Source organism: Pedobacter sp. SYSU D00535 (genome assembly GCF_017355855.1).
Taxonomy (GTDB): domain Bacteria; phylum Bacteroidota; class Bacteroidia; order Sphingobacteriales; family Sphingobacteriaceae; genus Desertivirga.
Map to the genome: position 1 here is coordinate 283,874 of NZ_JAFEWD010000003.1, position 15,837 is coordinate 299,710.

At 44.6% G+C, this 15,837-nt stretch carries 16 protein-coding genes; 7 read left to right on the forward strand and 9 right to left on the reverse strand.

Annotation, left to right across the window (positions count from 1 at the left end):
• Nucleotides 1–1,330 precede the first annotated feature (1,330 nt).
• Nucleotides 1,331–2,023 carry a protein-L-isoaspartate(D-aspartate) O-methyltransferase gene (locus tag J4N23_RS09240; RefSeq protein WP_207426678.1) on the reverse strand — a complete coding sequence of 231 codons (693 nt, stop codon included), beginning with the start codon at nt 2,021–2,023 and terminating at the stop codon, nt 1,331–1,333.
• 551 nt (nt 2,024–2,574) lie between these two features.
• Here J4N23_RS09240 and J4N23_RS09245 point away from each other — a divergent pair.
• Both J4N23_RS09245 and J4N23_RS21085 read left to right on the forward strand, forming a co-directional pair.
• Entirely contained in the window at nt 2,575–3,588 is a 1,014-nt protein-coding gene (locus J4N23_RS09245; RefSeq protein WP_207426679.1) for an LLM class flavin-dependent oxidoreductase, read from the forward strand.
• Between the two features lie 272 nt (nt 3,589–3,860).
• Entirely contained in the window at nt 3,861–3,983 is a 123-nt protein-coding gene (locus J4N23_RS21085) for a hypothetical protein (RefSeq protein ID WP_255534794.1), read from the forward strand.
• 83 nt (nt 3,984–4,066) lie between these two features.
• Here the strand turns inward: J4N23_RS21085 and J4N23_RS09250 are convergent, their stop codons facing one another.
• The 3 genes from J4N23_RS09250 to J4N23_RS09260 form a co-directional block, all read right to left on the reverse strand.
• Nucleotides 4,067–4,471, reverse strand: a complete 405-nt coding sequence (locus J4N23_RS09250) for a hypothetical protein (RefSeq protein WP_207426680.1) — start codon at nt 4,469–4,471, stop codon at nt 4,067–4,069.
• A 243-nt stretch (nt 4,472–4,714) separates the two neighbouring features.
• A complete protein-coding gene (locus J4N23_RS09255; protein ID WP_207426681.1) occupies nt 4,715–5,137 on the reverse strand; it encodes a hypothetical protein in 423 nt (140 codons plus the stop codon).
• Between the two features lie 188 nt (nt 5,138–5,325).
• A complete protein-coding gene (locus tag J4N23_RS09260) occupies nt 5,326–5,574 on the reverse strand; it encodes a hypothetical protein (RefSeq protein WP_207426682.1) in 249 nt (82 codons plus the stop codon).
• A 194-nt stretch (nt 5,575–5,768) separates the two neighbouring features.
• Between J4N23_RS09260 and J4N23_RS09265 the strand changes: the two genes are divergently transcribed.
• The 5 genes from J4N23_RS09265 (at nt 5,769) to J4N23_RS09285 (ending at nt 9,579) form a co-directional block, all read left to right on the forward strand.
• Nucleotides 5,769–6,461: a hypothetical protein gene (locus J4N23_RS09265; protein WP_207426683.1), complete on the forward strand. Its 693-nt coding sequence runs from the start codon at nt 5,769–5,771 to the stop codon at nt 6,459–6,461.
• Nucleotides 6,462–6,681: 220 nt separating this feature from the next.
• Nucleotides 6,682–7,089 (forward strand): hypothetical protein, encoded by a 408-nt coding sequence (locus tag J4N23_RS09270; RefSeq protein ID WP_207426684.1) that lies wholly within the window; start codon nt 6,682–6,684, stop codon nt 7,087–7,089.
• A 1,212-nt stretch (nt 7,090–8,301) separates the two neighbouring features.
• Nucleotides 8,302–8,580: a hypothetical protein gene (locus tag J4N23_RS09275; RefSeq protein ID WP_207426685.1), complete on the forward strand. Its 279-nt coding sequence runs from the start codon at nt 8,302–8,304 to the stop codon at nt 8,578–8,580.
• Between the two features lie 25 nt (nt 8,581–8,605).
• Complete coding sequence (locus J4N23_RS09280) at nt 8,606–9,046, forward strand: hypothetical protein (protein WP_207426686.1); 441 nt, start codon at nt 8,606–8,608, stop codon at nt 9,044–9,046.
• A gap of 41 nt (nt 9,047–9,087) precedes the next feature.
• A complete protein-coding gene (locus tag J4N23_RS09285; protein ID WP_207426687.1) occupies nt 9,088–9,579 on the forward strand; it encodes a hypothetical protein in 492 nt (163 codons plus the stop codon).
• A 25-nt stretch (nt 9,580–9,604) separates the two neighbouring features.
• Here the strand turns inward: J4N23_RS09285 and J4N23_RS09290 are convergent, their stop codons facing one another.
• The 5 genes from J4N23_RS09290 to J4N23_RS09310 all read right to left on the reverse strand — a co-directional run bounded on the left by J4N23_RS09290 (nt 9,605) and on the right by J4N23_RS09310 (nt 15,819).
• Nucleotides 9,605–10,717: a hypothetical protein gene (locus J4N23_RS09290; RefSeq protein ID WP_207426688.1), complete on the reverse strand. Its 1,113-nt coding sequence runs from the start codon at nt 10,715–10,717 to the stop codon at nt 9,605–9,607.
• A gap of 158 nt (nt 10,718–10,875) precedes the next feature.
• Entirely contained in the window at nt 10,876–13,143 is a 2,268-nt protein-coding gene (gene katG / locus J4N23_RS09295) for a catalase/peroxidase HPI (protein ID WP_207426689.1), read from the reverse strand.
• Between the two features lie 490 nt (nt 13,144–13,633).
• Nucleotides 13,634–14,566 (reverse strand): hypothetical protein, encoded by a 933-nt coding sequence (locus J4N23_RS09300; RefSeq protein WP_207426690.1) that lies wholly within the window; start codon nt 14,564–14,566, stop codon nt 13,634–13,636.
• 216 nt (nt 14,567–14,782) lie between these two features.
• Nucleotides 14,783–15,250 (reverse strand): GNAT family N-acetyltransferase, encoded by a 468-nt coding sequence (locus J4N23_RS09305; protein ID WP_207426691.1) that lies wholly within the window; start codon nt 15,248–15,250, stop codon nt 14,783–14,785.
• Nucleotides 15,247–15,819, reverse strand: coding sequence for a DJ-1/PfpI family protein (locus J4N23_RS09310; protein ID WP_207426692.1), 573 nt, complete (start codon nt 15,817–15,819; stop codon nt 15,247–15,249). Before J4N23_RS09310 ends, J4N23_RS09305 begins: the two co-directional genes overlap by 4 nt.
• Nucleotides 15,820–15,837 lie beyond the last annotated feature (18 nt).

The window sequence follows — 15,837 nt, forward strand, 5'->3', positions numbered from 1 at the left end:
AGTTTGCAGTTCATCCAGGTACGACTAACAGGCATTTGGTTTGTAATTTATCCTTCGGTTTAAAAAACGCCTTGCGCTTCAAAGCCTTGGGCGAACAGGTTTATTTTTACGCCAAGCTATGAATTTTGTGGAGGAATTCCAATGAACCTTATGAGTTGGTGCCATCTTGCTGGCTAGCAGGATCGTTGTCCTCCTCCGCTAAACTGATAAATTAACCTGTTTCATACAAATGCCGCTTTCATCCTGCAGGAAGGGGTTATGGTTAAAGAGCGTTTATCGGTGTAAGCGAGCTCTCTTCTAGCTAAAGCCTTCGCTTTTATTTTCCGTAGCGTCTCCTTTAGGTACTCTGCGGCTCTACTGCCTTCGTTAGATATGTCTTGTTGCATCAGATTTACTTCAGCCAGGCGCTTCTACATAGGAGACTCTGCGAGGAAGCAAAGATTTAGAACGATACAATCCAAGGAAGACGCAGCGTCCCTTATTTTCCGCAACGTCTCCTTTAGGGACTCTGCGGGTTCTACTGCCTTCGTTAAATATGTCTTGTTGCAAAGATATCAATTCCGGCAGGCACAGGTTTTTCTCTTTTCCGCAGCGTCTCCTTTAGGGACTCTGCGGGTTCTACTGCCTTCGTTAAATGTGTCTTGTTGCAAAGATATTAATTCCGGCAGGCACAGGTTTTTCTCTTTCCCGCAGCGTCTCCTTTAGGGACTCTGCGGTTCTACTGCCTTCGTTAAATATGTCTTGTTGCATCAGATTACTTCTGCCAGGGAGGTTTTATTTTTATCTTGAGAATCGGGGCGATTTTAAATATCCAAGGAAGACGCAGCGTCCCTTCCTTCGCTATGGCTCCAGTGCGGGTGACTCTGCGAGGAAGCAAGATTTAGAACGATACAATCCAAGGAAGACGCAGAGTCCCTTCCTTTGCTATGGCTTCCGCGTAGGTGACTCTGCGAGGAAGCAAGATTTGGAACGATACAATCCAAAGAAGACACAGCGACCCTTTATTTTCCGCAGCGTCTCCTTTAGGGACTCTGCGGGTTCTACTGCCTTCGTTAAAAGTGTCTTGTTGCAAAGATATTAATTCCGGCAGGCACAGGTTTTTCTCTTTCCCGCAGCGTCTCCTTTAGGGACTCTGCGGTTCTGCTGCCTTCGTTAAATATGTCTTGTTGCATTGGGGTTACTTCTGCCAGCCAGGGTCTATTTTTAACTTAAGAATCTGGGCGATTTTGAATATCTAAGGAAGACGCAGCGTCCCTTCCTTTGCTATGGCTTCCGCGTAGGTGACTCTGTGAGGAGGGAAGGTGGCCCTGCAAGGACGAATGCCATCCGCTTAATCCTTTTTCCGGGTGAAAGGCACAAAACGGACAGGAAAGACTTCGCGGCTTTTCAGTTTTCCATTTCTTTTTTCGACCAGTTTCAGCGACTGGATATCGCGGGCCGGACCCACCGGTATCACCATTTTACCTCCCTCTTTCAACTGTTCGATCAGTGCCGGGGGAATTTCCTCAGGGGCGGCAGTGACGAGGATCGCATCGAAGGGGGCTTTCTCGGGCAATCCTTTATAGCCATCACCAATGATCAATCGAACGTTGTTGTAGCCGAGTTCCTTCAGTAGCTTCCTGCTTCGCTCGCCCAGCTCTTTTACAATCTCAATCGTGTAAACAGAATCTACTATCTCGGCCAGGACCGCTGCCTGATAGCCGGAACCGGCGCCGATCTCCAGCACCCGGAACCCGGGTCGCGGCTGGATGAGCTCTGTCATGGTAGCAACGACATAGGGTTGTGAGATGGTCTGGCCATAGCCGATGGGGAGGGGAGTATCCTCGTAAGCCTGATCCCGGTAATCCACGGGGATAAAGCGATGTCGTTCTACCTTGCCCATGGCTTTGAGGGTAGGCTCGTGTTTGATCCCCCGGCCTTCCAGCTGCCTGCGGACCATCTTCTCTCGTAGCTCCTCATGGTTCTGGCAAGAAGCGGAATGCGATACAAACAGGGGTAGGAGGAGTTTTAAAAGCAGTTTCATGATGAAAGCAATTGAGGTAGACTGGAATGAAAAGAGCGGCCGCTTGTCAGCCTCCACCGCGGTCTCCCTTTACCGGTAGGGCAGCTGTGGAAAGCTTGAAGCCGTTGGCTATAAAACAGTTGAGGGTGAAGAGTGTTGGCGGATTTTTATAGTTGGATCACAAATGGGGTTTAGTCAGGGTGGGCGCTTTAAGCCGGAACCGCTGAAACCAGGATATCTCCTATTCCCGCTCGATCACCTCCCTACAACTGGCTCTTTGCCCATTATATGCTTCGTATCTGAGACTCATTATCTGTAAGGCCGCCTGGTGCATATCCAACCAACAAGATCCGAATGAGATAGCCGGTTGGTCGTGAGGAGGTAGCCGGAAGGTGAGCAAGGGGGCTGTCAGTCCGTCAGTTTCGTCAGCATCCCGTCAAAGATTACTCGAGTTCCCGGGTCCAATTGCTTCTGACGCACAGATGATGTATCCCGGCACGTCATCTGCTACCTTTGCTGCGTGCTGTTCCCGGGAGGTTTTTCGGGATCTTTTGATCAGCACACGTCTAGACATGGCAAAACAAAATATCGCATATTCTATATTGGAACTGGCCCTTGTTCCGCAGGGCAGTACCATCAAACAAACGCTGAATAATTCGCTTGCGCTCGCTAAAGAGGCAGAACGCCTGAACTATAAACGTTTTTGGTTCGCCGAGCATCATAACAGCGGTTATATCGGCAGCAGCGCTCCTTCGTTGCTCATCGGTTATGTCGCGGAAAATACGGAGACGATCCGGGTGGGTTCTGGTGGAGTAATGCTACCTAACCACTCGCCATTGATCGTAGCAGAGCAGTTCGGAACCCTGGCTCACCTGTACCCGGATAGGATAGACCTGGGACTTGGCAGAGCGCCGGGAACTGATCCGCAAACAGCGCAGGCCATCCGCTACGACTTTATGGAGGCAGCACATGCTTTTCCAAGCGAAGTAGAAAAGATCCAGGAGTACTTTTCCATAGAAAACCAGTTTTCAAAAGTAAGGGCATCCATCGCAGAAGGAACCGATGTGCCCATTTATATCCTCGGCTCCAGTACCGACAGTGCGCATCTGGCGGCAAAAAAAGGACTGCCATATGCTTTCGCCAGCCACTTTGCATCTACGCACCTGTTCAACGCGCTAAAAATTTATCACGAAGAATTTCAGCCTTCGGAGTTTCTCGACAAGCCCTACACGATAGCCGGCGTCAACGTCTTCGTGGCAGACACGGATGAGGAAGCAGAACGGCTGTTCACTACGCTGATTAAAATGTTTATCGGGGTATTTACCGGAGTGCCTCAACCGCTGCAGCCTCCTGCAGAGATGGACGCTGATTTGAAAGATGCGTTGCGACATCCGGGCTTGCATCAGATGCTGAAATATACTTTCGTAGGAAATAAACAAACAGTCAAGACACAAATTCAGTCTTTCCTGGACGCCACGAAAGTCGACGAGCTCATTATCGTTTCTCCCACTTACACCTTGGAAGATCGCCTCAAATCGGTAAGATTATTCGCGGAAGTGATGGAGGAGATCAATAAAGGGATTTGAGGGCAGTAGGGGTAGCGTGATGACTGCCAGTCACGTGCGCCAGTAAAAGCAGGTTTCTTAAGGAGTTTAGAAACGCTCTTTTATTTGCCAATCCGTAGTCCCTTGTGCTTGAACCCGGGATACAAGCTACGGACAGGGCACAAATAGAAACAAATACTCAGGAAAGCAGAAATCGTTGACGTTGTGGCTGTTGAAGAAGGAAGGGGAAATTTTCTTCTGCCAAGAAGGCTACCATGCAGAAGCAATTTTGACAAACGAATTTCCACTCGAAGTTGAATTACATACACCAGAATTCGGTGCGGGCAGGTGTGGTAGAAAAGGAAGAGGAATATCTGTATATCGATGCGCCGATCGACGGCGTAAGGAAAGGTTTTCTGACAGAGGCGAAGGAGTAATTTTTAGGGGGGCGTGTTATCGACCAATTCGACTATACCCTGCGGAACAGGTCGAACAGGAGAGAATAAGAGCGTCACACGGCTTAAATAGGTGAAATAATCTCTGTTCCATTATTTAAAAGATATCCGCCTAAATAATCAGCCATCTCAACCAATCTACCTAATTGTTGCTGCTTAAGCCTTTTCATATTAGTTATCTTTATTAAACCTAGCTCAATGTGGAAATCAATGACAATTTCATGCCATCCCTTCTTCGGGTTAAATTGCGCAAATGCTTGTCTTTTATTCAATTGCTGGAGAATTCCGAGTCTAAAAGATTCTGGAATTTTCTCTATGTTCTTTAATCGTTCTTTACCTCGTTCAGTATTTTCTAGCCATTCATAGTAATCGCTATTTCTATCAATGTAATCCACCCATTTCTCGTACGACAGCTTAGTCTTTATGTCCCTTAAAGACCGGTATTTTTCCTTAGCAATTGAAAGTTCCATCTTTATTTTACAAAGTCTTCTAAAGCGTTTATTTGAAATTTTATCTGTGGATGAGATACTTCCAGTCTCTCGGCTAGCGCACCCATGCCGCCTGTGCAACTTCTTTAGAATTTAATTTTCTACTATCAACCAGTTCCTGATTGTTAATGTCATATTCAGAAGTAATATTATTTCATTAAAAATAAAAGTTACCCACACTCGGCAGGCGGGCGCTAGCAAGGGGGATGCCGAACAGCAAAATACTTATCTCACTTCCATACTACCTAATATTTGGCCCGAAATAGCGTCGACTAGCTTTCGGGTCTCGCTGCTATAGACCGAAATAAGGCTTCTTCCTTGAAAAGCCTGGAGATATGCTTCAAAATGTTTTTTTGAAACAAAGTCGGTGACCTTCTTTGAACTAACAGGCTCTGGATACACTTCTTCCACGTCAGGCATCTCCCAAATGCAGGCCCCCGTGATCTTATCGACCCCAAAGAGAGAATTCCTTCCTTCAAGTGTGAAGCCAGTTTTAATTTCCTCCCCGTCTGCCGTCATTGGATAACAATGAAATACAATTACTTCATCAAATTCTATAGCGCTGTGAAACCGGTATTGCAAATGAAACAATTTTCCATCGATCCTTATCTGTGTTCCACCAGAGTTCTCTATTTTTATATTATACATTTTTTGCTAAAGTCATTAATGCTACCTCTTTGGCTGGCGCATCCGTTTGCCAGCATTTGCAATTCTAAGCGATCAATTGCTATGATCAACCAGTTTCTGATCGCTAATATTCTGCTTCCAGTTAGTAATAACAGTTACTCACGCGCGGTCACAGGGCGCTTGCAAGGACTAGCAAAAAATATCTCTTTCTAGTAGACTCCATACTTTATGCAAAAGTCCTCCAGCTGTAACAATCCTTCTCTCGCAGACTTAAAGTCGCCCCCAGAAATTTCGATGGTTTTAAGTTCACCCTGTAAAGATCCAGATAGGTAAGTTAGAAAAAAACGCTCGTCTATTTTTTTTACGCTCCAACCATTACCTATAAATTCATCTTCGCCGGCTTCTTCTTTTTTTTCAGGATATTTGCCCGGTTCTGTTGTATAAAAATTCAAGATCATTGATTTCGCTTTATTACTTAAAATTAGGTTTTTGTGAGAAATGTGTGCTGGCTGGCTGTTCATTCATCGTTAATATCATACTTCTGAAATGATCGAAAAACTGATTAATAAAACTAAGCAAAGGTTGAGAAAAGACGTGCTACTAGGGACGAAGAATGTAGACGATATTACGAATTTCTAATTACATGAGAATGATGAGATATTTTAAGATTGAAGAAAAGATAATAGATTTTGAACGAAAGGAGAGGGGATTGCCGAGCGATATTCCCGGAGTGAGCGGTGAAGCTGTGCCCAATGGAAAGTACTACTTTGCCCGGATAGGAGAAGGTGAGATAATTGAAGACGCCCCTATATTTGATTTTTTTCATTTGAAATCGTTTGGCCCAAAAAAGGAGTGGGAATGGTGCATACAAGACTTGCATCAGTTGCGCGGAGTAGGTAGTATTATGACTGGTTGGTATATTTCACAACCATTTAAAAGGTTATTAGAAAAGTGTAAGATTATTGGATCTTACCATTTTTACCAATCGAAACTTTTATACAAAGGAGAGAAGTTAGATTACTGGTTCTTTCAATTTACCCCAGATACAGTTCATAACATAATTTTTCCAGATTCCGTATTTTATCTGCAAAATGAAGATTACATTATGGAGAGAATCTATAGCTATGACGAATATTTGAAAGTTAGGCGGTATTATGGAAGGGAGCTGGATAAAGAACTGAAAGTGAAGCTTCTTTGCTGCAAAGAGCCGTTTGACTTTTGTATGGATCGTGTTTCTGGAGATAAATTAGCGTCGGAAAGATTAAAAAACGAGATCGAAGATGCGGGTTTGATGGGCGTAGAGTTTTTTGACACGAGTTATGAAATTAAGGTATTGAATACGTAGGTTTCTAATATTCTTGAGTAGTGACCGCAAATCGAGCCTATCACAATGAATATAAAACTCCCGGCTTAGATTAGTGAGCTTTGCTACAGTCATAATTGGAGTAAAAAGCACGAGCTACAAGCTTCCGCTAGCAAGGTGTTAGATTTTATTAAGCTAAGGTCTTCACAATTGGCCATGATTATGAGCGGGGAACATCAGACGGAGAGTTTAATAAATAATTATGATAGAATTAATTGAAAACAAGGTCTTTCGTTGCTACACGGAGGTCGACGTGGAATACCATGCGGGTGTTTTTTTTGTTAGAAAGGAGGCATCCTATTTGTTCTTCAAAAGTTCGCAAAAAGCGGTTTTATATCAACGAAAAGAAGGGGGAACACCTTTTGATAGTGACTGTCACTTTTTTATGAGAGAAATCCTAGAAGAGAAAAAAGGGCTAGAGTTTGAAATATCGCATCCCCAAAAGGACGTCCCTATATTTAAACTGAAAAGCATTCATGGAGAGTGTTTTTTTATGCCTTCAAGCTTTATGGAATATGTCCTGAAAAATAGAATCACAGAAATACTACTCGATAATAAGATAGCGGGTACCAAAGGAATATTCGTACATGTGCCTGAATGGAGCAAATAGGAAAACTGGGAGATAGCTAATATGAGAAGGCTTAAACAGGAAGAATTAGCTAGATTGGTTGAGATGGCTGATCATTTAGGCGGATATCTTTTAAAAATGGTAGAGAGATTATTTCACTTATTTAAGCTGTGTGATTCGTGTCGAACTGTGTAATTGGTTGAAAGAATTAAATTACAATGAACATACTGCCCCCTCATTACAGTCCTTATCTTACTAAGCCTTAATTTCATAAGATATGAAAGAGAAAATTGTTGAAGTACTAAACTTAATAGGATTTTTAGATCGGTATAAAGCATTATGTACTAATCATAGTAACTATGAGTTCATGGCAGCACCGACCGAGGAAGAGGTTGAGAAAATATTTTTAGATAAGGGAATCTCTCCTAGATTTGTTAGCGTAGAACGGAGTTTTGTTCACCGGGAGGCTATTGGACTATTTGCAGTGAAATTTGTGTTAAAATATAAAGGATACTCGAGACGAAACGTATTTTATGGATCGTTTCGACGGAATAGCTTCTTCACTAGACAAATACTTCGGCGAAGAGTTGGAGTATTCGCTGCCGATTAGTACCTCTAAAGGAGACCTCAAAGCTATAATTGGAGACTTACTGCAAATACACAAGGACTTCTTGATAACTTTTCAAAATGTCATTTTACAATAGGAGATGTTTGAATGATAAATCTGGTCGGCATGTTTTCTATGGCATGTCGAATTAACTGATAAAAAGGGATTTGCAACCGCGTTATCCTTTGCCAAGCTTGAAGCTAATTTCTTCCTAATAAAAGAAAAATCTTAGTTAAATTAACAACATCAATAGATCATCTAATCCGGCAAAGATGGGCCTAATTTATACCATAAAGGATCAGTACGGCCGTACTTTATCACCTGCACCATGCATCAATGGGTGGATATGTTCGCCCAAGAGGTGTACAGGGAAACTGTTGGATAGCTTGCGCTATTGTCAGCGTGCAAAGGATTAAAAATCTATACTTGGGTGTTAATGGGAAATCATATTCATTTAATCGTCGGCACTTAAAAGGAAAAGCTGCCTGACATTATCAGAGATTTTTAAAAGTATACGGTAGCCCTAAACATATATTTTATTCCGCACCATTAATGGACTTACAAATCAGGATCAAGAACTTTTTGGAACTTAGCACTAGACAGAGGCTTGATAATTGGCGAGAGCTATTAAAATATGCGAAGATTTTTTGGACCAGGAAGTATTCGATACCCAATTGGCGATGACGATTGCCCGAGCTATTTTTTCTCATAGGTCAATTATGGGTTCTTCAAAAGCCTATGAAGGGGCAACGGACATCGATATACTGCTTTGCGAAGTGTCCACTCCTATTGTTCGATTAGCCTATGGGAAGGATTTACGTCTGATCCCTTTTTTGAAATCCGAGCTTTATTATTCCAACTATCCAGAGAGGTTTAACAGAACAACGCTAGAGCTGGAGATTGAAGAAATAAGGGCAGGTTTATAAGTTTAATCACTCTGTTATAAAAAGCATGATAACTCCAGAATATATAACCATGTTTAAAGGTACGGATACATACAAAAAGATTAGCAGCGGGGTACTAGAAGGCCATATTAAGGCGGTTTTAATTGGTGAAGATGGATTGGGAGTTTCATATTCCACTGAATACTCGCCAACCGTTCCATCACAGGTTTTGATAGGTTTACATATTCTACTGTTAGAAAGAAAGATATCAAGAGACAAAATATCGGAGGTTTTTAAAAATATTCCCGTCACTAGCAAAAATGTATTATTGATTTTAGACTATTTACGAACCTATCTGAAATATATAGAAGATAATGATTTAATAAAATTAGATTATAGGAGTAAGTTGAAAGAGGTGATACAGTCAAGAGATATATTTTCCTCGAAACCAGGGTTTGAGGAATTATTAAATGAGATCATTCGGAAGGCGGGAAATGCTGAAGCATAATAAATGAATTAAGCCTTTCAAAAACTAAACAAAACTAAATAATGAATTTATTTTCAGAGGCTATCGAAAGTGATCAACTACTCGACTTTGTTTTGGGAAAGGACAAGTATTATATTCCAGATCGAGAATACGGGGGACATTGGCCCTTTGGTAGCTATAAAAAATACATAGAGGATTATTTATCACAAAATGAGCAAGTGTTTGAAATGAGGTTTTGGGTTAAAGTCTGTAATATCTTGGACGATGAGATTGATGTCAACTTATTTTTAGAGGGGCTGATTGGCTATTTAATTTCATATTATTATTCCGAAGACCCTGAAGTAATTAGAAAAAGGGCTGAAAGTACACCGGATTTTTTAATTAAGAAGATTTCAGAAGCCATTTGTGCGAGAAAGACAAGCCTCGAAAACGACAAGAGAAATACTGGTGCTGAATGGCATTCGAAGAACGGGATGTGGGGACCAATAATCGATAATTTGAAGTTGATAGCTGAAAGGGGGGGCGCGAATTTTATCACCAACTGCATGCTGTAGGTGAAAGCAAGTGATCGATGATTAGCTAGGTGCAGATCCCTTTGAAGGGCCCCCACCCGTGCCAGGTGTGCAACTTCTTGGCAGGAATTTCCATACAGCAAGTTTCACCCGCAAGCCTGGCGATATTCGCAGCGTGCATGATGGGCGACTGGTCCATGCTGCATGCACCTACCACCACCCGCCTGCGCTTCAAATCCAGGGCGGCTGCGGGCGACAGGTACTTCTCCACATAGGTTTCGAATTCGTTCATGTACAAATGACTGGCTGTGTCATTGGCTATGACCTCCTTATACGCAGCTGTCAAAGCTGTTTGGAACTCCTCCGTTTTCGACAGCTTTTGTTCCAGGTCGGCTTTTCTATTTGCTTCCCAGTCATTGTACTGCTGTTCATAGTTCTGCCGGTTCGTTTCGCTGACGTTCGCCTTCCATTCGGGTTTGCCGGGCAGACTGTGTGCCAGCTTCAATACCCTATCCACCATGGGGTTATTACCATAAGTGAAACCTCTGAAGGTGTTGTTGCCAGCCTTGGTAAAGATGCTGCTGTTCGTGTCGATCAAGTGATCGGCGTAGCGAATGCAAGCGGCTGCCGCCTGGGGCAGTAGTTTGGGCCGTAGCTCTTTTCGGATAAAGAGGGCGACGAGACGCTCATTACTATAGCTCGTTCGGGGATAGTGTGAATAGACCCAGCTACCGGTTAAATCCTGGTCGTAGTGATCCGGTACTTTTGTATCGACAGATGACCAGTTCTCCCTGTTCAGCTCCAGAGGATAAAAGGAAACGCCTTTCTCTGTTTTTATTTTGATGAAGTAGATCGAGTCGGCTCTTTCTCCAGCTTTCAGAAGGGCAGAGACCTGCTGCCAGCGAGACCCGCCATCTATTAGTTTTTTGATTTGAGCAACCCCATCTCCTTTTATTGAAAGGTAAGCGGCCGTCCCCTGGGGTACAGAGAGGAAGGAGGCCGGGACATCCGCTCTAAAGCTCGCATTCTTCAATTCGATCTCCTTTTGAAGTCGCTTAATGGCCTGCTCGGAGTATAACAGCTCATTGGGATCGTTGTCCTTGTATTTCTCTGGGGTAAAGGCAAAGAACAGGAGTGGTATGGCCAGGATGCAGAGGGTTAAGAAGTTCAGCTGTTTCATGGAAAAGGTTTTTCATTAGGATGAAATTTATGAGCTTTTCCATAAATCCAAATTTGGCACCAGTGGCGATGAGAAGCTCCCTAGTAGGCGCTTCAGGCGGAGGTTAACCAAAAATGGCCTTACCACTGGTAAAGCCATTTTTAGGATCAGTTTATACCTTAAAACTGGTCGAGGTTCATCACTTTGTTCCAGGCCGCTACAAAATCTTTCACGAACTTCTCTCCACCATCCGCACTTCCGTAGACCTCTGCCACTGCTCTTAACTCGGCATGTGAAGTGATCACCAGGTCTGCCCGTGTAGCTGTCCACCTTGGCGCTCCGGTAGAACGATCGCTTCCTTCAAATAGTTCTTTGTCTGGTGACTTAGCCTTCCATGCCGTACGCATATCAAGTAAGTTGATAAAGAAATCATTCGTCAGCTGACCCGGCCTGGAGGTAAGTACCCCATGGTTGGAACCGTCAAAGTTGATATTGATTACCTTCAGGCCTCCCATCAGTACGGTTAACTCTGGCGGCGTAAGCGTAAGTAAATGAACTTTGTCTACCAGGAGTTCTTCTGTAGATACACGAAGACCAGGCTTGCGGTAATTACGGAAACCGTCAGCAAGAGGTTCGAGGTAGCCGAAGGATTCCACGTCAGTCTGCTCCTGGGAAGCATCCATGCGGCCAGGCTTGAACGGAACGGTTACGTCGTGGCCCGCATCACTAGCCGCTTTTTCTACTGCAGCATTCCCCGCTAATACAATTAAATCGGCTAATGAAATCTTTTTGCCGCTTGTTTGAGCACTGTTAAATGCTGCCTGGATACCCTCCAGCACACCTAATACTTTTTGCAATTGTACCGGGTTGTTTACCCGCCAGTATCTTTGAGGAGCCAGGCGGATCCGTGCACCATTTGCCCCGCCGCGCTTATCCGATCCCCGGAAGGTAGAAGCTGAAGCCCAGGCAGTAGAAACAAGTTCAGAAATGCTTAAGCCTGAAGCGAGGATCTGTTGTTTGAGTAGGGCGATATCAGTATCATCAACTAATACATGATCCACAGCCGGAATGATATCTTGCCACAACAAATCTTCCTGAGGAACTTCCGGGCCCAGGTAACGTGCTTTCGGCCCCATGTCCCGGTGGGTCAATTTGAACCAGGCACGGGCAAAGGCATCGGAGAATGCGTCGTGATCTTCCAGAAAGCGTCTGGATATTTTTTCGTAAACGGGATCGAACCTTAAAGACAGGTCGGTCGTCAACATGGTTGGGCGATGCTTTTTGGTGCTATCATACGCGTCCGGTATAATTTCTTCAGCATCTTTAGCCACCCATTGATGAGCACCGGCAGGGCTGGTAGTGAGTTCCCACTCAAAGCCAAACAGGTTTTCAAAGAAGTTATTGCTCCACTGCGTCGGGGTCTTCGTCCAGGTAACCTCTAACCCACTGGTAATGGTATCCGGACCTTTTCCTGAACCATAGCTATTACTCCAGCCAAATCCCTGCGCTTCCAAATCAGCAGCTTCTGGTTCTTTACCTACATGCTCCGCAGATGCGGCGCCATGTGTTTTGCCGAAACTATGTCCGCCAGCTATCAGGGCAACTGTCTCTTCATCATTCATCGCCATACGTCCGAAGGTATCGCGAATGTCTTTAGCGGCCAAAACAGGGTCGGGGTTGCCATCGGGGCCCTCAGGGTTTACGTAGATTAAACCCATCTGAACTGCAGCAAGCGGCTTTTCCAGATTACGGCTGTGGATTTTTCCGTCTGCATTATCGTCAGAAACCAGTACGCCATGATCTTCGACTACTCCTTCTGAGCCGTGTGCATACCGCAGATCGCCACCTAACCATGTTCTTTCTGATCCCCAGTAAACTGATTCGTCAGCTTCCCAGGCATCCTCGCGCCCACCAGCAAATCCAAAAGTTTTGAAGCCCATAGATTCAAGCGCTACGTTACCTGCAAGGATCATTAGATCTGCCCATGATATGTTGCGGCCATATTTCTGCTTGATTGGCCAAAGCAGTCTGCGGGCCTTGTCCAGGTTCACGTTATCAGGCCAGCTGTTAAGCGGAGCAAAGCGCTGTAGGCCTGCACCACCTCCACCGCGGCCATCAGTCACACGATAGGTACCGGCACTGTGCCAGGCCATACGGACAAACAGACCACCGTAATGTCCAAAATCTGCAGGCCACCAATCCTGCGAATCGGTCATCAAGGCATGCAGGTCTTGTTTAACGGCTTCAAGGTCAAGGGTCTTAAAGGCTTCAGCATAGTTGAAATCTTTGTCCATCGGGTTCGATAGCGGAGAATGCTGACGCAAGATGTTTAACTTGAGCTGATTAGGCCACCAATCCTGATTTCGGGTACCGCCCCCGGCAACATTATTTTTCATGCTGCCGTTATGGAACGGACATTTGCTGATGTCGTTTGAGTTTTTATCCATAGTTGTTGAACTTAAATTAGTTGAATTGTGCTGCTGTTCCGCAAGCATCAGGCTGTAAAACTATGACAAGAAAGGGTGAGCTCACAATCACTTTAATCTATATGGGATAGCTGAAAACTATGTTCATTGTGCTTTACTTGCTTGCAGTCGCAATTTTGCAGCATCTTTCTCCACTCAAAATGATTTTCGGCATAAACAAAGCAAAAATTCGTCACGAATTTTTAAGAAATAGGCAACAGTGGGGTGAGTAGACGATCGGCTGGTGGTGATGATATCATCACTAATGTTGAAAAAGCATATAGCCGCAAAATTTTTCGAAGCGATAGCAAGAAATATCAAAGGAAAGCAGAAGGCGCTGTGGCAGTGGAATATTTAACGTAGGAGTTCTGCGAAATGAAGTATTCGTATTAATAACGAGAGGATATCTAACAAAAAAGGCTGACAGCGTTTGAAACGCTGTCAGCCTTTTGTATTTTCTGAATCGGTTATCTTATTTTACCTTTTTCAGTTTTCCTTTTTTGCCCTCGACGTACAGGTATTCCGGATTCAATCCATCCAATGCCAGAACGCCCTGTAAGGACGAATACTTAGCGGGATCTTGTTTCCAGGACCACACCAGTTCTCCTTGCGGCGTAAACTCGAGCAGCTGGTGGCCGCTTTTTCCATAGTTCGGGCCATGTCCCTGCCAGTTGGTTACTAAATAGTTGCCGTTTTTCAGGATCTGGTAGCCTGAAAAGAAGTTAGGATTTACATTTTCAGGACCGGTGAAGGTTGTAAGTGCCTTGCCTTCTTTGTCGAATATCTGGAAGTTACCTGCGTACCCGGCGCTCACTACAATTTTTCCTTTGCCAGCAGGCAGAGCCTGCCAGGAGTTCGTTTTTTGTGGTCCGGTTAGTTGTGCTTTCCAAATGATCTTTCCGTTAGCATCTGATTCAAACACGACTTTATTAGCAGGAACTAGATAGCCTTTCTTCGTTTCCCTCACCAGCCGCACGTAGTCGTATTCCGGAAAGTTCAAGACTTTCTTTTTGCTGCCGTCGTCTGCTACTTCCAAGAGCACTGCCCCCTTTTTACCTTCCCAGTTAAAGCCTACAAGCAGCGTGTTGCCGTTCTTTAGACGCCGGGCCATCACCGCTCCCGGATAGGTTGTTACTTCTTTCAGCTTCTTTCCGGAAGTGATATCCAGTTCTTCATAACCATTGCCGGTTCCGATCAACACTCGTCCGTTCCCTACCAGCTGCAGATCCCGGCCCGCAGGCACTTTCACCATCCAATTCCTGGTAGAATCATCAAGGTTTACCAAACTCACTTGTGAAAGACCCTCATCACGGAGCAAGAACTTCCGCGGTCCCTGGTGGTTTTTCTGTCCAAATGCAGAGGAACACATGAGTATTCCTATCAGATAGGTGAAGAGCTTTTTCATGCAATATTTCGTCTTATAATGTGGTTGTCAATTTGCTGTCGGCAGGTAAATGCCTGTCAGCTGTTTCCTGGTCCGAAGATACATTACATTCGAATTTTTTCTTGTAATAATTTTGCAAGAGGAGCATAAGTGAACAGATGGTACAAATACCCCGTCTGGCTTTGCCGCCTGCGCAGTAATTGCTGTAGTATCAGCCAATCTTTTTCTTTAAGGCCCTTAACTTACTGGTAGTCTTTTCGCTCGATACTCCTTTGGCAACTGCAACATGAGGATGGGATAGTTTTTGCCAGCCGGATCCAGCTCAGTACGATCGATAATTTCAAAGCCATGGTGCTCGTAAAAGCCCAGGGCTTCCTGGTTTTGTTCGTTGACGTCTACCCGGTTCACTCCGTGCTCCTGTACCGCAAACTGCAAAAGTCTTTTGCCGATGCCTTTCCCTGTGAATGCAGGATGTACAAAAAGGGCTTCCACCATCCCCTCGCTCAAACCGATAAATCCTGCCAGCTGATTACCATGATTCACACAGTAAACCTTTATTTGCGGAAGATACGTGGCAAGCAACTCCTTGTAAAATCCGATATCTTCTTCTGCAAGGAAATGATGGGTGGCTCTTACGGAGGTCTCCCAGATATCAATCAGGTTTGGATAAAGTGGAGGACTTGCCTGGTAGATTCCGCTTGTCATACACTTATCGTTTTTCCGTTTGGGGTCACTGTAGCTAAAACATTTGAACTGATATCTTCCCCAAACAGTTTCCCTATTGCCCAACTCATTAGTTCGATGGCAGCAAGACATTCGGCGGCAGTTGCGATATTGCCCTGAATAACGAGCGACTCATTTTCAATTACGTCCACCTCATAGGAGCGAAGCAGGTCGAATGCAGTAGGATAGGTGGTGGCAGAAAGACCTTTTAAATGACCGAGCGCCGCGAGAATAAGTGAACCCGTACACAGAGAACAAATCACCTGGCGGTCGGGGTCAAGGTGAATGCGACTCAGGAACTCATTGTCCTTGATCAAGGTCCTTGTGCCTTTTCCACTGGCAACGACTACCAGGTCGGCGGTAGAGCAGAGCTCAATTGAAGCATGGGTTGCAAGATCTATTCCTGTAGAAGATGTGTGTACGCTGCCTGTCCCGATGATCTTAACGGTAAAGTCAGGAACAAAGGCTTTCACCCGATTGAGAAGATCCCATGGTAAAAAAACGTCGATATCTGTAAAGTCGTCAAATATGATGATTACTGCGGTTTTCATGTGCTTGCTAGTTTTATT